At 61.1% G+C, this 18,269-nt stretch carries 15 protein-coding genes; 14 read left to right on the forward strand and 1 reads right to left on the reverse strand.

Translation table 11 applies throughout. The features are described 5' to 3' along the window. Nucleotides 1-271 precede the first annotated feature (271 nt). The 8 genes from KLP42_RS08975 (at nucleotide 272) to KLP42_RS09010 (ending at nucleotide 9,822) form a co-directional block, all read left to right on the forward strand. Complete coding sequence (locus KLP42_RS08975) at nucleotides 272-1,408, forward strand: glycosyltransferase family 4 protein (protein ID WP_215565936.1); 1,137 nt, start codon at nucleotides 272-274, stop codon at nucleotides 1,406-1,408. A gap of 194 nt (nucleotides 1,409-1,602) precedes the next feature. Continuing rightward, nucleotides 1,603-2,724 (forward strand): glycosyltransferase family 4 protein, encoded by a 1,122-nt coding sequence (locus KLP42_RS08980; RefSeq protein WP_353844846.1) that lies wholly within the window; start codon nucleotides 1,603-1,605, stop codon nucleotides 2,722-2,724. 32 nt (nucleotides 2,725-2,756) lie between these two features. Further along, nucleotides 2,757-4,097 (forward strand): glycosyltransferase family protein, encoded by a 1,341-nt coding sequence (locus KLP42_RS08985; protein WP_215565940.1) that lies wholly within the window; start codon nucleotides 2,757-2,759, stop codon nucleotides 4,095-4,097. Next, nucleotides 4,090-4,977 (forward strand): ABC transporter permease, encoded by an 888-nt coding sequence (locus KLP42_RS08990; RefSeq protein ID WP_215565941.1) that lies wholly within the window; start codon nucleotides 4,090-4,092, stop codon nucleotides 4,975-4,977. Before KLP42_RS08985 ends, KLP42_RS08990 begins: the two co-directional genes overlap by 8 nt. Beyond that, a complete protein-coding gene (locus tag KLP42_RS08995) occupies nucleotides 4,974-5,690 on the forward strand; it encodes an ATP-binding cassette domain-containing protein (RefSeq protein ID WP_215565943.1) in 717 nt (238 codons plus the stop codon). The genes KLP42_RS08990 and KLP42_RS08995 overlap by 4 nt, the downstream gene beginning before the upstream one ends. 21 nt (nucleotides 5,691-5,711) lie before the next feature. Next, the gene (locus KLP42_RS09000) at nucleotides 5,712-7,868 is read left to right on the forward strand and encodes a class I SAM-dependent methyltransferase (protein ID WP_215565945.1); all 2,157 of its coding nucleotides are present in this window, start codon (nucleotides 5,712-5,714) and stop codon (nucleotides 7,866-7,868) included. 161 nt (nucleotides 7,869-8,029) lie between these two features. Continuing rightward, nucleotides 8,030-8,776 (forward strand): cytochrome c biogenesis CcdA family protein, encoded by a 747-nt coding sequence (locus KLP42_RS09005; protein ID WP_215565946.1) that lies wholly within the window; start codon nucleotides 8,030-8,032, stop codon nucleotides 8,774-8,776. Nucleotides 8,777-8,859: 83 nt separating this feature from the next. Continuing rightward, the gene (locus KLP42_RS09010; protein ID WP_215565948.1) at nucleotides 8,860-9,822 is read left to right on the forward strand and encodes an AEC family transporter; all 963 of its coding nucleotides are present in this window, start codon (nucleotides 8,860-8,862) and stop codon (nucleotides 9,820-9,822) included. Here KLP42_RS09010 and KLP42_RS09015 read toward each other — a convergent pair. Then, a complete protein-coding gene (locus KLP42_RS09015) occupies nucleotides 9,787-11,001 on the reverse strand; it encodes a UbiH/UbiF family hydroxylase (protein WP_215565950.1) in 1,215 nt (404 codons plus the stop codon). The genes KLP42_RS09010 and KLP42_RS09015 overlap by 36 nt on opposite strands. Before the next feature lie 151 nt (nucleotides 11,002-11,152). On the opposite strand from KLP42_RS09015, the gene pcsA reads away from it, so the two are divergent. The 6 genes from pcsA (at nucleotide 11,153) to glmU (ending at nucleotide 18,246) form a co-directional block, all read left to right on the forward strand. Beyond that, the gene (pcsA, locus tag KLP42_RS09020) at nucleotides 11,153-11,887 is read left to right on the forward strand and encodes a phosphatidylcholine synthase (protein WP_215565952.1); all 735 of its coding nucleotides are present in this window, start codon (nucleotides 11,153-11,155) and stop codon (nucleotides 11,885-11,887) included. A 151-nt stretch (nucleotides 11,888-12,038) separates the two neighbouring features. After that, complete coding sequence (locus KLP42_RS09025; RefSeq protein WP_215565953.1) at nucleotides 12,039-13,625, forward strand: ABC transporter ATP-binding protein; 1,587 nt, start codon at nucleotides 12,039-12,041, stop codon at nucleotides 13,623-13,625. Further along, on the forward strand, nucleotides 13,615-14,703 hold the full coding sequence (locus tag KLP42_RS09030) for an ABC transporter permease (protein WP_215565955.1): 1,089 nt from the start codon (nucleotides 13,615-13,617) through the stop codon (nucleotides 14,701-14,703). Before KLP42_RS09025 ends, KLP42_RS09030 begins: the two co-directional genes overlap by 11 nt. Then, nucleotides 14,700-15,620 (forward strand): ABC transporter permease, encoded by a 921-nt coding sequence (locus KLP42_RS09035; RefSeq protein WP_215566743.1) that lies wholly within the window; start codon nucleotides 14,700-14,702, stop codon nucleotides 15,618-15,620. The genes KLP42_RS09030 and KLP42_RS09035 overlap by 4 nt, the downstream gene beginning before the upstream one ends. Nucleotides 15,621-15,667: 47 nt before the next feature. Beyond that, the gene (locus KLP42_RS09040; RefSeq protein ID WP_215565957.1) at nucleotides 15,668-16,741 is read left to right on the forward strand and encodes a BMP family ABC transporter substrate-binding protein; all 1,074 of its coding nucleotides are present in this window, start codon (nucleotides 15,668-15,670) and stop codon (nucleotides 16,739-16,741) included. A 143-nt stretch (nucleotides 16,742-16,884) separates the two neighbouring features. Further along, nucleotides 16,885-18,246 (forward strand): bifunctional UDP-N-acetylglucosamine diphosphorylase/glucosamine-1-phosphate N-acetyltransferase GlmU, encoded by a 1,362-nt coding sequence (gene glmU / locus KLP42_RS09045; protein ID WP_215565959.1) that lies wholly within the window; start codon nucleotides 16,885-16,887, stop codon nucleotides 18,244-18,246. The last annotated feature ends 23 nt before the right edge of the window (nucleotides 18,247-18,269 follow it).

An 18,269-nucleotide genomic window follows, 5' to 3' on the forward strand; every position in this document is an offset into this window, starting at 1 on the left:
GCAATAACCCCTCGATGATCCGCCATTCCATATCCGTGAGGTCGCCGCGAGCCAGAACCGCCTCCTAAAAGGTAGTCTTGAATCACGCTTCCGCTGATTTGGGAATCCACTTTGTCAACAGGGCCTAGCGTTGCCTTTAACCTCCTCCATCTCTGTGCCACCGTTCAATGGAAAATGATTGTCACGGATGTAACGTTCCCGTTATGGAGGAGTCTGGCTCTCGACAGGTTCTCTGTCGTGGCCGATGACGAAGACGCGAAGGACGATGAGATTGCGACTTGCCGTCGACGCCCGCAACCTTGTTCGCCCACGCTCCGGTATCGCCCGTTCGATCGAAAACGCGATCTGGGCCCTGCATGGCAAGGTTGACGAGATACATCTGTGTCTGCCCGATGACCCGCACGCGGACTTTGCGCCACTTGGGGAGTTGTCCCGCATCAACCTGCATGTCGTCCGGCGGCCGTCTGCTTTCGGTCGGGTCTATTGGGGCACCTTCGATCTGCCCGGGATGCTGACCGCGATCCGCCCATCCGTTTTTTGGGCGCCGGCGCATAGACTGTCGGCCCGCGCCTCGGCCGTTGCGCCCAGCGTGCTGACCGTGCATGATCTCGTGTGGAAGTTTGCGCCGCAGACGATGCAGGTGCAGCGCCGGCTGGGGGACGAGTTCCTGACACGGCAGGCGGTTCGACATGCGGATCAGATTATTGCCGTTTCGGAGAAAACGGCTGAGGATCTGACCGCGCTTCTTCCGCACACACGGGCGAAGACAAGCGTCGTGCACAACATCGTGCGGCCGCTTGCCAAACCGCAGGCCCATGACAGCCTTGCCGCTCTGGGCATAGACCGGAAGTTCATTCTGTTCGTCGGTACGATCGAACCCCGGAAGAACCTGGCGCGCACGATCCGTGCCTTTCTCGCGCTGCCGGAGACCCTGCGCCGCCAGTTTCTGTTCGTCATTGCCGGTGGCTCCGGATGGAAAGACGGCGAGACACGGCATTTGCTTGACGCTCGCCCGGAAGGGCTTGTGCACCTTAATGCAGTCGATGAGGTTCGACTTGCAACACTATATCAGCATTGCAGTTTTCTCGTCATGCCGTCGCTTTATGAGGGCTTTGGCTACCCGGTTATCGAAGCTCAGCAGTTCGGAAAGCTTGTCCTGACGTCCAGACATTCCGCGATGGCGGGCATCGTCGGTCAGGGCGCAGTACTTGTTGATCCCCTGAGCGAGTCGCAAATCGCAGCAGGATTGTGTGAGTGTATGCTGAAAAATGGTGAAAGTGTTGCCGAATCGACGCGCGCGAATGCGTTACGGTTTGAGGAGGTGGAGATTCTGCCGAGACTGCTTGAGGTGTTTCAACGGGCAGTCCACAAGCGGTGGACGCATCAACAGGCTGATCATCGGCGATGAAGATCGTTCATCATATAGGGCTCCAGGAGAAGGTTATCCCGCTGGCGATCCGAACGGCAGCGAATGCTGTTTCGCGCAAGCTTCCCTGCCTAGGTGGTGCCGTGGGAGGCAACATGACCTGTGACGCCGCGGATTCGTCCACGAGAAAGATCTGAAGACCCCTCATGCGGATATTGCATTTCTTCAAGACGGCAATGCCGGAGACGGTCGGGGGGATCGAGCAGGTCATTCATCATCTGGCGGCTGGAGCGGCACGCCGAGGCGCTCAGGTCGACGTCCTGTCTCTTTCGCCGAATCCCACGCCGGATCGGCAGGAATTCGGCGGCTATACCGTTCATCGCTGTCACCGCGATCTGGATCTCGCCTCGACCGGTCTTTCCCTGTCCGGCCTGCGCCGGTTTACGGAACTGTCCGCCCACGCCGATCTGGTTCACTACCATTTTCCATGGCCCTTCATGGATGTCGCCCATTTCGTCACGCGCATGAAAAAGCCCGCGATCGTCACTTATCATTCCGACATCGTGCGGCAGAAGTGGCTGTACAGGCTTTATCGGCCCTTGCAGGGTGCCTTCCTTCATTCGGTGGATTGCATTGTCGCGACTTCGCCGAACTATGTCATGACAAGTCCTGTTCTGTCGTCGATCGAGGAGAAGACACAGGTCATCCCGATCGGGCTTGACCGGTCGCACTATCCGGAGCCGGATGAGAAACTGCTGGCCGCCTGGCGGAGCCGGTTCGGCTGTCCCTTCTACCTGTTCATCGGTGTTTTGCGGTACTACAAGGGCCTTCACATTCTGCTGGACGCGGCCAGGCAGGTCAGCCATCCGATCGTGATCGTCGGGGCAGGGCCGGTTGAACGGCAACTGAAGTCGCAGGCGCAGGAACTGGGTTTGCGCAACGTGCACTTCCTCGGCCACCTTGCCGATGCGGACAAGGTATGCTTGTTGAAGTTGTGTTATGGCGTTGTCTTCCCCTCGCATCTGCGGGCCGAGGCGTTCGGACTTTCCTTGCTGGAGGGGGCGATGTATGGCAAACCGATCATTTGCAGCGAGATAGGAACGGGGACGAGCTATATCAACATTGCCGGAGAGACAGGGCTGGTAGTTCCTCCTGCAGATTCCGGAGCACTCGCACAGGCCATGCGCGTGCTGTGGGACGATCCGGCCAAGGCCGCGCAGATGGGACGGCGCGCCGAGGAGCGTTATCGACTCCATTTCACGGGAGACAGGATGATCGAAGCCTATATGGATCTCTATGCGCGGACCGTGGCACGCCACGCGAAACAGCCGGTTCAGGCGGGTCGGCTGAAGAACTGAAGCGATTTTGAAAACAGAATGGGACACTTGCTTTGCGGAAACTGGCGATCATATCGACTTTTGATGATCTTTGCGGGATTGCAGGATACACCAAGGCTCTTGTGAAGCAACTGGAGCAGGATTTTGAAGTCACGGTCTTTGATCTGGACCAGTATCTGCTGCGATCGACCATGCGCCCCCTGCGCAAGTTGGGTGACAAACTGATCGCCGACATCGTCCGCCGACTTTCTGACTTCGATGTCGTGAATATTCAGCTTGAGCATGGCACGCTCGGGGCAACCCCGTCGGACATCGTGCGGCGTTTCGAAATGCTGATCGAACATTCGAAGCCTCTGACGGTGACGTTCCACACCGTTTTGCCAGTTGGCGGGCGCGGACTGCGGGATCTGGCCAGAGCGGTGCGTCATCTCGACCGACGCACCTTTTTCGAGATCCTCCGGGAGATGCGCAGCGGTCGCGAACTGGGCAATCCCATCATGCGTACGCTGGTAAAGAGGCAGAAGCGTGCCAAGACCTCTGCCATATTTCATACCCGCCGGGATGCGCGCACCCACAGGCTGGTATATGGCCTGAGGCGCGTGTTTGATCATCCACTCGCGTTCTATGGGGGGCAGGGCACGTCCGCTCCGCCGAGGACCGATATTCGCCTTCCATCGGCCATCAAGCAGCGGCCGGATACCGTCACCCTCGGTGTGTTCGGCTTCGTCAGCCCCTACAAGGGCATTCTGACCGCGATCCAGGCGCTACGCCGTTTGCCGGACAACTATCATCTGATGATTTTCGGCGGGCTGCACCCCAACGATATCCGCAAGGGCTACTCGGTTCATCCCTATCTGGAGAGGATCATCAGTCTTGTCACGCAGGATTATGATCCGAAGGCGCTGACCAAGAAGGAGCCGGTAATCCGGGAACAGTTGAACGTGCATGTCGATAATCCCGACCTGCTGCGCCAGGTGATGTCGGGAATGCGGGACATTTCGAGCAGGGTTCACTTCATGGGCGCCGTGCGCGACGACGAATTTGCCTCGGCAATCCAGCTTTGCGATGTCGTCGTGCTGCCCTATGAGGAGGTCGGGCAGACATCCTCGGGGCCGCTGGCGATTGCCAATGACGTCGGCGCCAGGATTGTCTGCGCCCGCAACAAGGCCTTTCTGCAGTATGAAAGGTACAATCCGCGCCGCCTCAATTTCTTCGATGTCGGCAATTATCTGGAACTGGCCCAGAGAGTGACGAGCGTTGCGGATAGTCCGCCGCCGGGATTGCCTTTGCACTACACGGTGGAAACCAACCGCGCGGTTTACAAGGCAAGCTTCGATCTGGCGGACGCCCAGATCGAAGCCTTCCATCGCGAGCTTGTACCGAAAAATGACTGATTTCCTGACCAGCGAATCGCGTGACGCCGACGTGGGGACGAGCATCCAGGGCGACGTCACCCTGCAGAAGCGTCAGTCGCTGTGGATAGAGCGTGGACTGATCGAAGATCTCGTCCTTGCGGTTCGTCAGCGCCGTGTTGCCCGCATGCTCTACATGGCGGAAATTGCAGAATCCCGACGGTCAACCGGCCTCGGTCTGTTTGGTCCCTTCCTGTCCACCGCCCTCCATATGGCGGTGCTGGGCACGGTCATGTCGATGGTTTTTGCTCAGCCCATGCGCGAGTTCATTCCCTATTTCGGCCTGTCCTTCGCCATCTGGCAGACGCTGTCGGCCGCCATTGGAAGAATGGCCAATGCCAGCGAGCGGGCCGTGCGCTTTCTGGCCTTTCCGCGGCTTTCGAGCCTGATCATCTACATGGTTGATGCCTATGATTACGTGCTCGGGCTTTCGGCGCGACTGCTTTCGGCCCTTGTGGTCATTGCCATCGTCAATCACGAGATCTTGATGTCAGCCAATTTCCCGGCCTTCGCGGTCGGCATGCTCCTCGCGTCTGTCGTTGTGATCATCTGGTCACCGATCGCGACTGTGGTCTTCAACAACTTCCGCATCCTGCGCGGGTTCCTGCCGCAGATCCTGCTTCTGGTTTTCCTGATCACCCCGGTCTTCTATTCGGCCGATCGCTTTTCGGAACATCGCTGGGTCGCGGATTTCAACCCCGTCTATCACCTCATCGAAGTTGTTCGAGCACCGGTGATCGACGGCAACTGGCCAGCGGTCTCACTCGCCGTTTGTATCGGCCTGGTGCTTGGCGGCCTGGTCCTGCTTCGCATCGTTCATCGGCGTCAGCGGCTGGCCATGGTCTATGGATGGATTGCATGAACGCAAATTCTGTTGGCCCGCGGCCGCTGGTTGCACGACTGGTGGATGCGACGGTGGAAATTCCGCTGCGGGGCTTTCGGCCTGACCGCCAGGCGACCAAGGATCCGCGTATTTTCCGGGGCAGGGACGGTGTCTGGAAGATCCGGGCGCTAGACAGGGTTTCTCTGGATATCCGAAGCGGCGACCGCATCGGCATTTCCGGAGCGAATGGCAGCGGCAAGACGACCTTGCTGCGTCTGCTGGGCGGGTTGTTGCCGCTTGCCTCAGGTACCATCGAACACTTTGGTAGCGTGCGACCGCTGATCAGCATCGGAGCGGGCCTGTCCCAGGCATTGACGGGGCGGCAGAACGCCGAACTGCAGCACGGTCTGCTTGGGATCGAAAGCGTGCCTCTCGCCGACTTCATCGACAACGTGGCCGAGTTTGCCGAGATCGGCGACTTCTTCGACATGCCGGTATCGACCTATTCTCCCGGGATGGTGACACGACTGCAATTTGCCATCAATACCGTCGAACCCTCGGATCTCCTGATTCTGGATGAGTGGATTGGCGTGGCGGATGAGGCTTTCTATCAAAAGGCTCAGGAAAGGCTTCAAAACTACATAGCCCGAAACGAAGCGTTTTTGTGCGCATCACACAACAAGACATTGCTGTCTAGTCTGACTGAGACGAGGAAAAAAATCGTTGGCGGGCGGGCTGTAGCAGATACGTAACGTTAAGGGGGCGGGCATGTAATGTATAATGGGGCGTTCAAAAACATATATCACTATCACCTTAAGAAATGCGGTGGAACCTATTTAAATACCTGGATTTATCAGAATGCGCCCGATGGCCAGGTCTGGGATGACGTCGACGCCGATGTTGCCATCACCGGACTGAGCGATGCCGATAAGGAAAAAAAGCTTGCGCAGATGTGCTTCGTGGGGAGAAACATCGTCTGCACGCATCGCCCGTTAATCGGCTACATTCCGGAAAGAACGTTTTCGTTCACTGTGTTACGCGATCCAGTGAGACGACTGGTATCTCAATTCGCCGATTGGCGAAGGGAGGCCGGCCGCGATCACCGCACCAATGAAGAAATCCTGATAGGCATTCGGGATGCCGGTTCGCTATCCCTGCGGCAATACCTGATCAAGCACGGCAGAGGTCCACTGCGCGGACTCTTCGAGAATTATCAGGTTCGCGCGCTGGCTTCCTCGCTGGATAACAGTTTTTGGTACACCGACTATGACGCAGGAATCCTGAACCAGGCCCTGTCCAACATCGCGGAAAACTTTCATTTCGTCGGCATCAGTGAAAGCATGGAGCAGAGCATTTCTGTCGTGTGTTCACGCCTCGGAATATGCCCTCCGGCGCGGGATGGCGCGCGGTTGAACGAGGCAACAAAGACATATGTTTCCGAATCAGAAATCGCCGAGGCAATGGATATCCTGGAGGAGCTTACGGCAGGAGACCGGATTCTGTACGACAAGAAGCTGAAGGATTTCCAATCTCTGGACTCCAGGGAGAAGGCCTTTTCCGTGGAGGATTTCGAGGAGATCGAAGCTGCTCAAAGTGTCAAGAAACTTGCCGCTGAAATGTCGGAAACCGGTGGAGGTGGTGCACTGTCTGTACGGGGTACGCTATTTGCCAGCGGTATCCACGGAAGAGATGGCGCGCGGACCAACACTTGCGCGGTTTGGACTGGTCCGTCCGCGACGACGACATTGTTTTTTCCCGTTCCCAAAGGTGAACAGCTCACGTTCAAGCTCTGGATTCGCGGCTATGCGTCCGAAGAGATCAGAGATGCGCTGAAGCTGACGATAAACGGGATCGCCGCCGAGCCCCGCTTCGAACCGGAGCCGGGATATCGGGAGTGCTTGTATGCGGATTTTGCGAGTGACCGCGAATTTGCCAAGGTCGTTCTTCAGACAGGAAACAGTTACGCGTCAGAGGCGGATTCAAGACGCCGCGGCATTTCTTTTGATCAATATGGTTGGTTGAGACGCAAGGTCTCCGGAGATGATGAAGCAATGAAGATCGGAGCCGCAATGCGGGACGTGAGTGGTGATACCCAATATTTCTCTCGCCTGTCGGAGACCCTGCAAAATTTATCCGAACCTCGGCGAAAGGCGGTAATGGTTCACGTCGACTATTTGGCGCAGAAGGCCGGAACCAGTTCGCTGTCAATTTTGAACGGGGACAGTTTCAGCGTCAATCCTCAGGTTCATGAGGATGCAAAGAAGAATATAGATTCTGAGCTGTCGCACTCTGACGGTGTCGGCGTTTCCGCGAGCGCAGCTTCCGTATCGGAAGTGGTTAATCGCAGCCAGAAAGAACTTCAAGGTTGGTGCAGCGATGAAAAGGCGAATTACATCGTCGACGTGATTTTGGAATTGAAGCCGGAAGTTTGCGTTGAGATCGGTGTGTATGGCGGCCGGTCCCTGGTTCCTGCAGCTGCAGCGCTTCGGGCGAACCAGAAGGGCGTTATTTATGGCATCGAGACCTGGAGTCCGCAGGTGGCCGTTGAATACAAGACGACAGTGGTGAACGACGAATGGTGGTTGAAGGTCGATTTTTCGAAAATAAAATCGAGCTTCCTGAAGTTCATCGTCGAAAACGGCTTGTCTGATTTCGTGAAGTTAATCGAACTTCCCTCTGCCTCAGCAAGTACCGCTTTCACAGAGATCGATTATCTTCATATCGACGGAGCCCATTCCGTATTCAATGCGGCTGAAGACGTTGTTCTATACGCCAAGAAGGTCAGGAAGGGCGGCGTCATCATTATGGATGACGCCAACTGGAAAACCACGGAGTCTGCTGTGCGCATTCTCGACTCGCTTGGCGAACGGCTGAAGACGTTTGTCAATGAAAATGGCGCGGTCAGTTGTATAGTCTATATGCGGAAATGAAGGGCGAAGCGTGCAGGCATATTGACCTCACCGGTCTCTCAGGTGGTTTCGGGTCTGAGTGCTCGCTCTCTTCGGTCACTTCCTCACTCATCCGCGCAAAAAGGTGATTGGCATGCGCCGCTTGTCCTCGTTATGGAGGGGGCAAGCGGACGGAGAATGCCTTGTCGATTGCCGAAATTTCCCTCTTCAGCGCACTGATTGCCGGTGCCCTGTCCTTTCTGTCGCCTTGCGTGCTGCCGCTGGTTCCTCCCTATCTGTGCTACATGGCAGGCATTTCCGTTGACCAGTTTCGCGGAGAGAAGGCGGGCGGCGGGCTGGTGGCGCGGCGGGCGGTGCTTTTCTCCTCGCTGTTCTTCACACTCGGCTTTGCCACGGTGTTCGTGGCGCTCGGGGCAGGTGCAACGACGATCGGTGTGCTGCTGCGCCAGCACATGGATGTGCTGGCAAAGGTCGGCGGGCTGATCATCATCGTCATGGGCCTGAACTTTCTCGGCGCCTTCCGCATCGGCCTGCTGTCGCGTGAGGCGCGTTTTCAGGCGGGCGGGCGGCCGGCCACCCGGTCCGGCGCCTATGTGATGGGCCTTGCCTTTGCCTTCGGCTGGACGCCCTGCATCGGGCCGGTGCTGGGCGCGATCCTTGCTGTTGCCGCCTCGCGCCAGACGGTGGCGGACGGCGCCCTGCTGCTGGCGATCTATTCGCTGGGGCTTGCGGTGCCCTTCTGGATCGCTGCCGGCTTTTCCGGCGCCTTCATGCGTTTCCTCTCCCGCTTCCGGCGGCATCTGGGGCTGGTGGAAAAGCTGATGGGCGCGCTTCTGGTGCTGACCGGGCTTGCCTTCATCTTCGGCTTCGTGAGCGACATGGCGATCTGGTTCCAGCAGACTTTTCCGATCCTCACTCAGATCGGCTGAGGATTGTTGCGAGTTTCCGTTTCGCTTGTGGCCGCAGGGATGCTAACCGGCAGACGGGGCGGACAAGGAGCGGAGGTTCACCGGTGGCTGCCATACTTGCATTGCTGCTGCCGTTCTTCGGCCTGATCCTGATCGGCTTCGTGGCTGCGAAGGTGACGCGGCAGGGCGCGGATGCCCTCGGCTGGATGAACACCTTCATTGTCTATGCCGCGCTGCCGGCGCTGTTCTTCAAGCTGGTGTCGCGCACGCCGATCGCCGACCTGACCCGTCTCGATTTCATCGTCACGCAGCTTGCCGCCGTCTATGCGGTCTATGCGCTGGTGTTTGCCGCCGGCCGCCTGCTGCATCGGGCAAGCTTTGCCGAGAGCATCATCCAGGCCTTTGGCGGTGCCTATGGCAATATCGGCTACATGGGGCCGGGGCTTGCGCTGCTGGCGCTGGGAGACGCGGCGGCGGTGCCGGTGGCGCTGATCGTCTGCTTCGAAAATGCCATGCATTTCATCGTGGCGCCCGCCCTGATGGCGCTTGCCGGCGGCGACCGTCGTCCGCCGCTGCAACTGGCCGGCGAGGTGGTGCGGCGCGTGGCGCTGCACCCTTTCATCCTCTCCACCGCAGCCGGCTTTCTCGTCGCGGCCCTCGGCGGGCAGCCGCCGGTGGCGGTCCTGCGGCTGATCGATTATCTGGCGCAGGCGGCGGCGCCCTGCGCACTGTTTGCCATGGGGGTCACGCTGGCGCTCAGGCCGCTGCGGCGCGTTCCGGTCGAGATCGGCACGATCACGCTCGCCAAACTCGTGATTCTGCCTGCCGCCATGTATGCAGCTCTGCGCCTCGTCGGCGGCATCGAGGCGGCCTGGGTGCACGCGGCCGTGCTGCTTGCCGCTCTGCCGACCGCCACCAATGTCTTCGTCATCAGCCAGCACTACGGCGTGTGGCAGGAGCGTGCCTCGGCCACAGTGCTGATCACCACGCTGGTCTCGATCGCCACGCTGCCGCTGGTGCTCTACCTGATTTCAGCCGGCCTTCTTCCGATCGAAGGGGTTCCTTAGGCCGGCTGCCAGGTCCTTCAGGCTGCGGCCCGGTTCGACGCCCTCGCGCATCAGGATGTTGCGCAGCGGCCCGACGGCCGTCAGCATGTGCAGTCCCGCGGCGCGTGCCACCTGCATCGGCAGGAAATCCGACAGAAGCGAGCGGTTGAGCAGGTCGACGCCCAGCGTGCGCGTCATGATGTCTGGGCGGCGGCGGCGGTTGAAGCGGTCACCGGCATCGCCGGCCACCGGCCGCTCGCCCGCCGTCTTCAGCAGATCCACCAGTTCCATCACGTCGCGCAGCGACAGGTTGAGGCCCTGCGCGCCGATCGGTGGAAACGCATGTGCCGCCTCTCCGACCAGGGCGACACGGCCCTTGCCGAACCGGTCCGACATCAGGCTGGAAAGCCGCCAGGATTCAACGCCCGCCTCGACCGTCACCTTGCCGAGCAGCGATTGCATGCGCAGTTCCACGGCGCTCGACAGTGCCTCGAGCGGCAGCGCGAGCAACCGCTCGGCCTCCTCGGGCTTCACCACCCAGACGAGGCTGGAGCGGCTGCCGGGCAGGGGAACCTGCGTGAAGGGGCCGGTTTCGGTGTGGAATTCGGTCGAGACGTTGCCATGTGGATGTTCATGGGCAAAATTCAGCACCACCGCTGTCTGCGGATAGGCCCAGCGGCGGGTTCCGATACCGGCGCCCTCGCGCACCTTCGAGCCGCGGCCATCGGCGCCGATCACGAAGGCCGCCGCAAGCGTCTGGCCATCGAAGAGGGTAAGATGTGCGACATCGGCCTGCAGATCCAGCCGTTCCAGGCTGGCATCGACACGGGCAATGTTCGGCTCGGCCGTGACGGCATCGGACAGCACCTGCATCAGCACGCTGTTTGGAATGTTGTAGCCGAAGGCGGACAGGCCGACATCGGCGGCCCGAAACTGCGCCGGCGGCGCCCGGAACAGCCGCGTCGTGCCGTCGAGTATCTGCATGACGGAAAGGGCGGCCGAGGCCTGCTCCAGCGCCCGCCACAGGCCGAGGCTGTCGATAAAGCGGATGGACTGGTCCATCAGCGCGGTCGTGCGCCGGTCCTGGCGGTTCTGGCGCGGTGCGATCAGCACGACCTTGCGGCCGGCGCGCGCCAGGGCGAGCGCCGCCACCGAACCGGCCAGTCCTTCACCCACAACTGCGATTTCGATGTCCTGCATGACCGCCTTCTTCTCTTGTCTGCTGTCGGCCCTATCTAGGCAAACTTGTGACACTTATCCATGGGCTTTGCCGGATGCCCCTCGATAAGGTTGCAAAGCGCGCCGATTGGCCGCATATGACCGGCTTTCGACAGGAGCTTCGGAGCAGGGCGTGATCAGGCGAATTTTCAATTACCGGAAAGTGCCCTATGCGGAAATCCGCGCCTTTTCCGTGCATGTGCTGACGGCGTCCGGCTCCTTCCTCGCCTTTCTCGGCGTGGTGGCTGCTGCCGAACACCGTTTCGTCGACATGTGGTGGTGGCTGGGGCTGGCGCTGCTGATCGATGGCATTGATGGCCCGATCGCCCGCAAGGTGCGGGTCAAGGAAGTGCTGCCGAACTGGTCCGGCGACACGCTGGACAACATCATCGACTACGTGACCTACGTGCTTTTGCCGGCCTTTGCGCTCTACCAGAGCGGCATGATCGGCGAGACCTGGTCCTTCGTTGCCGCCGGCATGATTGTCGTGTCGAGTGCCATCTACTATGCCGATACCGGCATGAAGACGGAGGAATATTTCTTCTCCGGCTTCCCGGTGGTCTGGAACATGGTGATCCTCACCCTCTTCGTGATCCAAGCCAGCGAGGCCACCGCGATGATCGTGGTGGTGACCTCGGTAATCGTCACCTTCCTGCCGGTCAATTTCCTGCATCCGGTGCGCGTGAAGCGCCTGCGGTCGCTCAACCTCGGGATTTTCCTGCTCTGGTGCGCGCTCTCGGGCTATTCCCTGCTGCTGCATTTCGATTCGCCTGCCTGGCTGGTCTGGGGCGTGGTGCTGACGGGCATCTATCTCTATGTGATCGGCGGGGTGCTTCAGCTTTTCCCCTATCTTGGAAAAGCCCGATAAACCGCCGGGAACCCTCGACTTTTCTGTTGTGCACGGCAGCAAAAACGGTATCAATTCTTCGGTGTACCGGAGTTGTCCGGACAGATGGTTTCGCTTTCGCAACCGGTCAAGCCTCGCAGAAGGTGGGTGCGACAAGCATGAGGGGTGGTGAGTGAGTGACGCGCGGGGTCCGGAAGCGGGTTCGCTTCTGAAGGTTCGAAGCCTGACGAAATATTTCGGCACATTCGCCGCCTGCAACGGGATCGATCTGTCGATCGGGCCGGGTGAAATCCACGCGCTTCTGGGCGAAAACGGCGCCGGCAAGTCCACCCTCGTCAAGATGCTGTTTGGCGTGCTGCAGCCCAGTGAAGGCCGTATCTTCTGGGATGGCCGGCCTGTTTCCATTGCTTCTCCGGGCGAGGCGCGGACGCTGGGCATCGGCATGGTGTTCCAGCATTTCTCTCTGTTCGAGGCGCTGACGGTGGCCGAAAACATCGCGCTGTCGCTCGATCCGAAGATACCGCTCGCCAGGATCGCCACTGAAGCAGAAAGCCTGTCGAAGGCCTATGGCCTGCCGCTTGACCCCTATGCGCATGTCGCCGATCTGTCCGTCGGCGAACGCCAGCGCATCGAGATCGTCCGGGCGCTGCTGCAGAACCCCAAGCTGATCATTCTCGACGAGCCGACCTCGGTGCTGACGCCGCAGGAGGCCGACAAGCTGTTCGAAACCCTGTTCAAGCTGAAGGCGGAAGGGCGCTCTGTGCTCTATATCAGCCACCGGCTGGAGGAGGTGCAGCGGATCTGCGACCGCGCCACCGTGCTGCGCCATGGCAAGGTGACCGGCGATTGCGATCCGAGGCAGGAAACGCCGGCTTCGCTTGCCCGCATGATGGTCGGCTCCGATGTCGCCGGCGTACAGCGCGACGCTACGACCGATCTCGGGCCGGCTCTGGTTGAGGTGCGGGCCCTCTCCGTCGCGGCCCGCACGCCTTTCGCAGTCCCGCTGAGGGATATCGCACTCGACGTGCGCGCCGGGGAGGTGCTGGCCATTGCCGGCGTGGCCGGCAACGGGCAGGGCGAGCTGTTCGACGCGCTGTCGGGCGAATATCCGGTCGGCGATGACGAGGCGATCCGCCTCTGCGGCAAGGCGGTCGGCCGCACCGGCATCAACGGGCGGCGTCTCTTGGGCGCCGGCTTCGTGCCAGAAGAGCGGCATGGCCATGCGGCCGTTTCGGACATGACGCTGTCCGACAACCTGCTTCTGTCGCGCAGCCAGTCCGATCGCGGCAGCTTCCTGGCCGGCGGCCTGCTGTCCGTCATCCGCCATGACGCCATCCGTGCCACGGCGCGCCGCATCTGCGCGGCGATGGATGTACGCAAGAGCGGCGAGGATCCCGCCGCGGGCTCGCTGTCCGGCGGCAATCTGCAGAAGTTCATCATCGGCCGCGAACTGGATCGCAAGCCCGCCGTGCTGGTGGTCAACCAGCCGACCTGGGGTGTCGATGCCGGCGCCGCAAGCCGCATCCGCCAGGCGCTGATCGATCTGGCCCGCGCCGGTTCCGCCGTCATCGTCATCAGCCAGGATCTCGACGAGATCTTCGAGGTGGCGACCAATATTGCGGTGATCTCCGAGGGAAGGCTGTCGAAACCCTATCCGGCCGGCGACCTGACGCTGGAAAGGATCGGCCTGCTGATGGGCGGCATCCATGATTCGACGGCCCATTCCGGTACGAATGCGGGAGGCGCCCATGCGCATTGAACTGCAACGCCGGCCCGCCTCCTCCGGCCTTTTTTCGCTGGTCTCGCCGCTTCTGGCACTGGCGCTGACGCTGATCTTCGGCGCGATCATGTTTCAGATGCTCGGCAAGGATCCGGGCCATGCGCTCTACAGCTTCTTCGTGGAGCCGCTGCTCGAAGTGTGGTCGCTGCATGAACTGGCGATCAAGGCCGGGCCGCTGATCCTCATCGCCGTCGGCCTGTCGGTCTGCTACCGATCGAACAACTGGAACATCGGTGCCGAGGGCCAGTTCACGATCGGTGCGATCACCGGCTCGATCCTGCCGATCCTCGTGCCGCAATGGCATTCGGTGATGGTGCTGCCGCTGATGCTTTTGATGGGGGCAGCCGGCGGCGCGCTGTTTGCAGCCATTCCGGCGCTGCTGAAGACACGCTTCAATACCAATGAAATCCTTGTCAGCCTGATGCTGGTCTACATCGCGCAGCTGTTCCTCGACTGGCTGGTGCGCGGCCCATGGCGCGATCCGAAGGGCTTCAACTTTCCGCAGTCGATCAGCTTTGCGCCGGAAGCGGTGCTGCCGCCGCTGCTCGATTCGGGCCGGGCGCATGCCTCCATCCTGTTTGCGCTTCTGGCGGCGGTACTCGTCTGGTTCATGATGCGCTTCATGCTGAAGGGGTTCGAGGTCACCGTGCTCGGCCGTTCGGAACGGGCAGGGCGCTTTGCCGGCTTTTCGGCGCGCCGCATGGTCTGGTTCTCGATGATGCTGTCCGGCGCCTTTGCGGGCCTCGCCGGAATCTCGGAAGTGTCCGGCTCCATCGGCCACCTGCAGCCGAGCATTTCGCCGGGTTACGGATTTACGGCAATCATCGTCGCCTTCCTCGGGCGTCTCAACCCGGTTGGCGCGATTGCCTCCGGCTTCGTGCTGGCACTGACCTATCTCGGCGGCGAAGCGGCGCAGCTGTCGATCGGCGTATCCGACAAGGTGACGCGCGTCTTCCAGGGCCTGCTGCTCTTCTTCGTGCTGTCCTGCGACACGCTGATCCTCTACCGCGTGCGCATCATCTTCGGCTCCGGCCGTGCCCGGGAGGCAAAGTCCTGACCATGATCGAAGCGATCCTTCTGACGATCATCACCGCTGCCACGCCGCTCGTCATCGCGGCCATGGGCGAACTGGTGACGGAGCGGGCCGGCGTGCTGAACCTCGGTGTCGAGGGCATGATGATCATCGGCGCCGTCTGCGCGTTTGCCGGCTCCTATCTCACCGGCGTGCCGCTCTTCGGCGTTCTGGCCGGCATTCTCGGCGGCGCACTGTTTTCGCTGCTGTTCGGCTTCCTCACGCTGACGCTGGTAACCAACCAGGTGGCAACGGGTCTTGCGCTGACGCTGCTTGGCCTTGGTCTTTCCGGGCAGCTGGGCGAAAGCTTCGTCGGCATTCCGGGCGTCAAGCTGGCGCCCATCGTCTTTCCCGTCCTCTCCGAGATCCCCTTCGTCGGTCCACTGCTGTTCCGGCAGGACATCACCTTCTACCTGTCGATTGCGCTGGTGATCGGCGTCAACTGGTTCCTGTTCCGCAGCCGCACCGGCCTCAAGCTGCGGGCCATCGGCGACAATCATGGTTCCGCCCATGCACTCGGCATCAGCGTCATCCGCACGCGCTATCTGGCGGTGATGTTCGGCGGTGCCTGTGCCGGGCTTGCCGGGGCGCAGCTGTCGCTGGTCTACACGCCGCAATGGGTGGAAAACATGTCGGCCGGCCGGGGCTGGATCGCGCTGGCGCTGGTGGTGTTCGCCTCCTGGCGACCCTGGCGGGTTCTGGCGGGTGGCTATATTTTCGGCGCCGTCGGCATCCTGCAGTTGCATGCGCAGGCCTTCGGCATCGGCGTACCCTCGCAGTTCCTCTCGATGCTGCCCTACGCCGTCACTATTGTCGTTCTCATCATCATTTCGCATAATCGCCGCACCACGCTCATCAATACGCCGGCATGCCTGGGGAAACCCTTCGTTCCGGACCGCTGAGGCGGCAGACAGAACAACCGAAGCTTCAAGCCAAACAGGGGTTGAATATGAAGAAGCTCATCATCGCACTTGCCGCCACGGCTGCCGCTCTTGGCAGCGTCGTGTCCGGCGCCCAGGCCCAGGAAAAGACGAAGGTCTGCTTCGTCTATGTCGGCACCAAGACCGACGGCGGCTGGACCCAGGCGCACGATCTCGGTCGACAGGAACTGCAGAAGGCACTCGGCGACAAGATCGAGACGCCCTACCTGGAAAGCGTGCCGGAAGGTCCGGATGCCGAGCGTGCGATCGAGCGCATGGCGCGGTCCGGCTGTGCGCTGATCTTCTCGACCTCCTTCGGCTTCATGGATGCGACCGTGAAGGTGGCGCAGAAGTTCCCCAACGTGAAGTTCGAGCACGCCACCGGCTACAAGGCCGCTCCGAACCTCGCCACCTACAATTCGCGCTTCTATGAAGGCCGCTACATCCTCGGCCAGATTGCCGCCAAGATGTCCAAGAAGGGCGAAGCCGGCTACATCGCCTCCTTCCCGATTCCGGAAGTGGTGATGGGCATCAACGCCTTCGAACTCGGCGCGAAGTCGATCAACCCGAACTTCAAGCTGAAGGTCGTCTGGGCCAACACCTGGTTCGACCCCGGCAAGGAAGCCGATGCCGCCAAGGCGCTGATCGACCAGGGCGTCGACATCCTCACCCAGCACACCGACACCACGGCCCCGATGCAGGTGGCAGCCGAGCGCGGCATCTATGCCTTCGGCCAGGCCTCCGACATGATCGCAGCCGGTCCGAAGACCCAGCTTACCGCCATCGTCGATACCTGGGGCGCCTATTACATCAAGCGCACCAAGGCGCTGCTCGACGGCACCTGGAAGTCCGAGCAGATCTGGGACGGCCTGAAGGACGGCATCCTCACCATGGCGCCCTACACCAACATGCCCGACGACGTGAAGGCGATGGCCGAAGAGACCGAAGCCAAGATCAAGTCCGGCGAACTGCATCCCTTCACCGGCCCGATCAACAAGCAGGACGGCACGCCCTGGCTGAAGGCCGGCGAAAAGGCTGATGACGGCACGCTGCTCGGCATGAACTTCTACGTCGAAGGCGTGGACGACAAGCTGCCGCAATAAGCCCGAATACCGCCCGAAAACGGAAGGCGTCCCTGGCGGGGCGCCTTCTGCGTTTGTGCCTTCGGCGCCGCGCAGCGCACGGCCATTGGCGAAAGCGCGCAACTGCTGATAAGAAGCGCCGACTGATTTTGAGAGAGAGCGCCATGAATCGCACCTGCCTTGCCGTCATTCTCGCCGCCGGCGACAGCACCCGGATGAAGTCCTCGATCTCCAAGGTGCTGCATCCGATCGCGGGGCTGCCGATGATCGCGCATGTGATGACGGCGGTGCAGGCGGCGGGCATGCAGGATGCCGTGCTGGTGGTGGGGCGCGATGCCGAGAACGTGACGAAGGCCGGTTCGCTTGCCGGCATGCAGGTTTCCGCCGTGCTGCAGACGGAGCGCCGCGGCACCGGCCATGCCGTGCTGACCGCCCGCGATGTCATCGCAAACGGCTATGACGACGTGCTCGTCACCTATGGCGACGTGCCGCTGGTGAAGCCGGAGACCTTCCTTGCCGCCCGGCGGAGGCGCGCGGAGGGCGCGGATGTCGTCGTGATCGGCTTCAAGGCGGAAAACCCGTTCGGCTATGGCCGGTTGCTGGTCGAGAATGGCGAACTGGCGGCGATCCGCGAGGAGAAGGACGCCTCCGAAGAGGAGCGCCGGGTCACTCGCTGCAACAGCGGCCTGATGGTGATCAACGGGGTGCGTGCGCTGGAATGGCTGGAAAAAATCGGCAACAGCAATGCCAAGGGCGAATATTATCTGACCGATATCGTCGAGATCGCGCGGGCGCATGGCGGCCGGGTGGTGGCGATAGATGCCCCGGAGGAGGAACTTGCCGGCTGCAACACGCGCGCCGAACTGGCCGCCCTTGAGGCCAGCTGGCAGAAGCGCCGCCGCCATGAATTGATGCTGTCGGGAGTCTCGATGGTCGCGCCGGAGACCGTGTTCCTCGCTCATGATACCGTGTTGCATCCCGATGTGCTGATCGAGCCCAACGTGGTCTTCGGGCCCGGTGTGACGGTGGAAACGGGTGCCGTGATCCATGCCTTTTCGCATCTGGAAGGGGCGCATGTGGCCGCTGGCGCGACGGTTGGACCCTTTGCCCGCCTGCGTCCCGGCGCCGTTCTCGGCGAAGACGCCAAGGTCGGCAATTTCTGCGAGGTGAAGAAGGCCGAGATCGGTGCCGGCGCCAAGGTCAATCATTTGACCTATATCGGCGATGCCTTTGTCGGCGCAGGCACCAATATCGGCGCCGGTACCATTACCTGTAATTACGATGGCGTGAACAAGCACGAGACCCGGATCGGCCAAAATGCCTTCATCGGCTCCAATTCCGCACTTGTGGCCCCGGTGACGATCGGCGACGGCGCCTATGTCGCGTCCGGCAGCGTCATCACCGAGAATGTGCCGGGCGATGCGCTCGCCTTCGGTCGCGCCCGACAGGAGGTGAAGCCGGAGCGGGCGAAGGCGGTGCGCGAGCGGGCACTGGCGCTGAAGGCCGCCCGCAAGGCCGACCGGTAACATTTTCTAGGTTACTGTAAGAA

The organism is Rhizobium sp. CSW-27, from assembly GCF_018760785.1.
Lineage (GTDB): Bacteria > Pseudomonadota > Alphaproteobacteria > Rhizobiales > Rhizobiaceae > Neorhizobium.

Coding starts and splice junctions, on each gene's coding strand:
- KLP42_RS08980 (WP_353844846.1), top strand. CDS start 1,603: ATGCCGGAGACGGTCGGGGGGATCGAGCAGGTCATTCATCATCTGGCG.
- KLP42_RS08990 (WP_215565941.1), top strand. CDS start 4,090: ATGACTGATTTCCTGACCAGCGAATCGCGTGACGCCGACGTGGGGACG.
- KLP42_RS08995 (WP_215565943.1), top strand. CDS start 4,974: ATGAACGCAAATTCTGTTGGCCCGCGGCCGCTGGTTGCACGACTGGTG.
- KLP42_RS09000 (WP_215565945.1), top strand. CDS start 5,712: ATGTATAATGGGGCGTTCAAAAACATATATCACTATCACCTTAAGAAA.
- KLP42_RS09015 (WP_215565950.1), bottom strand. CDS start 11,001: ATGCAGGACATCGAAATCGCAGTTGTGGGTGAAGGACTGGCCGGTTCG.
- KLP42_RS09030 (WP_215565955.1), top strand. CDS start 13,615: ATGCGCATTGAACTGCAACGCCGGCCCGCCTCCTCCGGCCTTTTTTCG.
- KLP42_RS09040 (WP_215565957.1), top strand. CDS start 15,668: ATGAAGAAGCTCATCATCGCACTTGCCGCCACGGCTGCCGCTCTTGGC.
- glmU (WP_215565959.1), top strand. CDS start 16,885: ATGAATCGCACCTGCCTTGCCGTCATTCTCGCCGCCGGCGACAGCACC.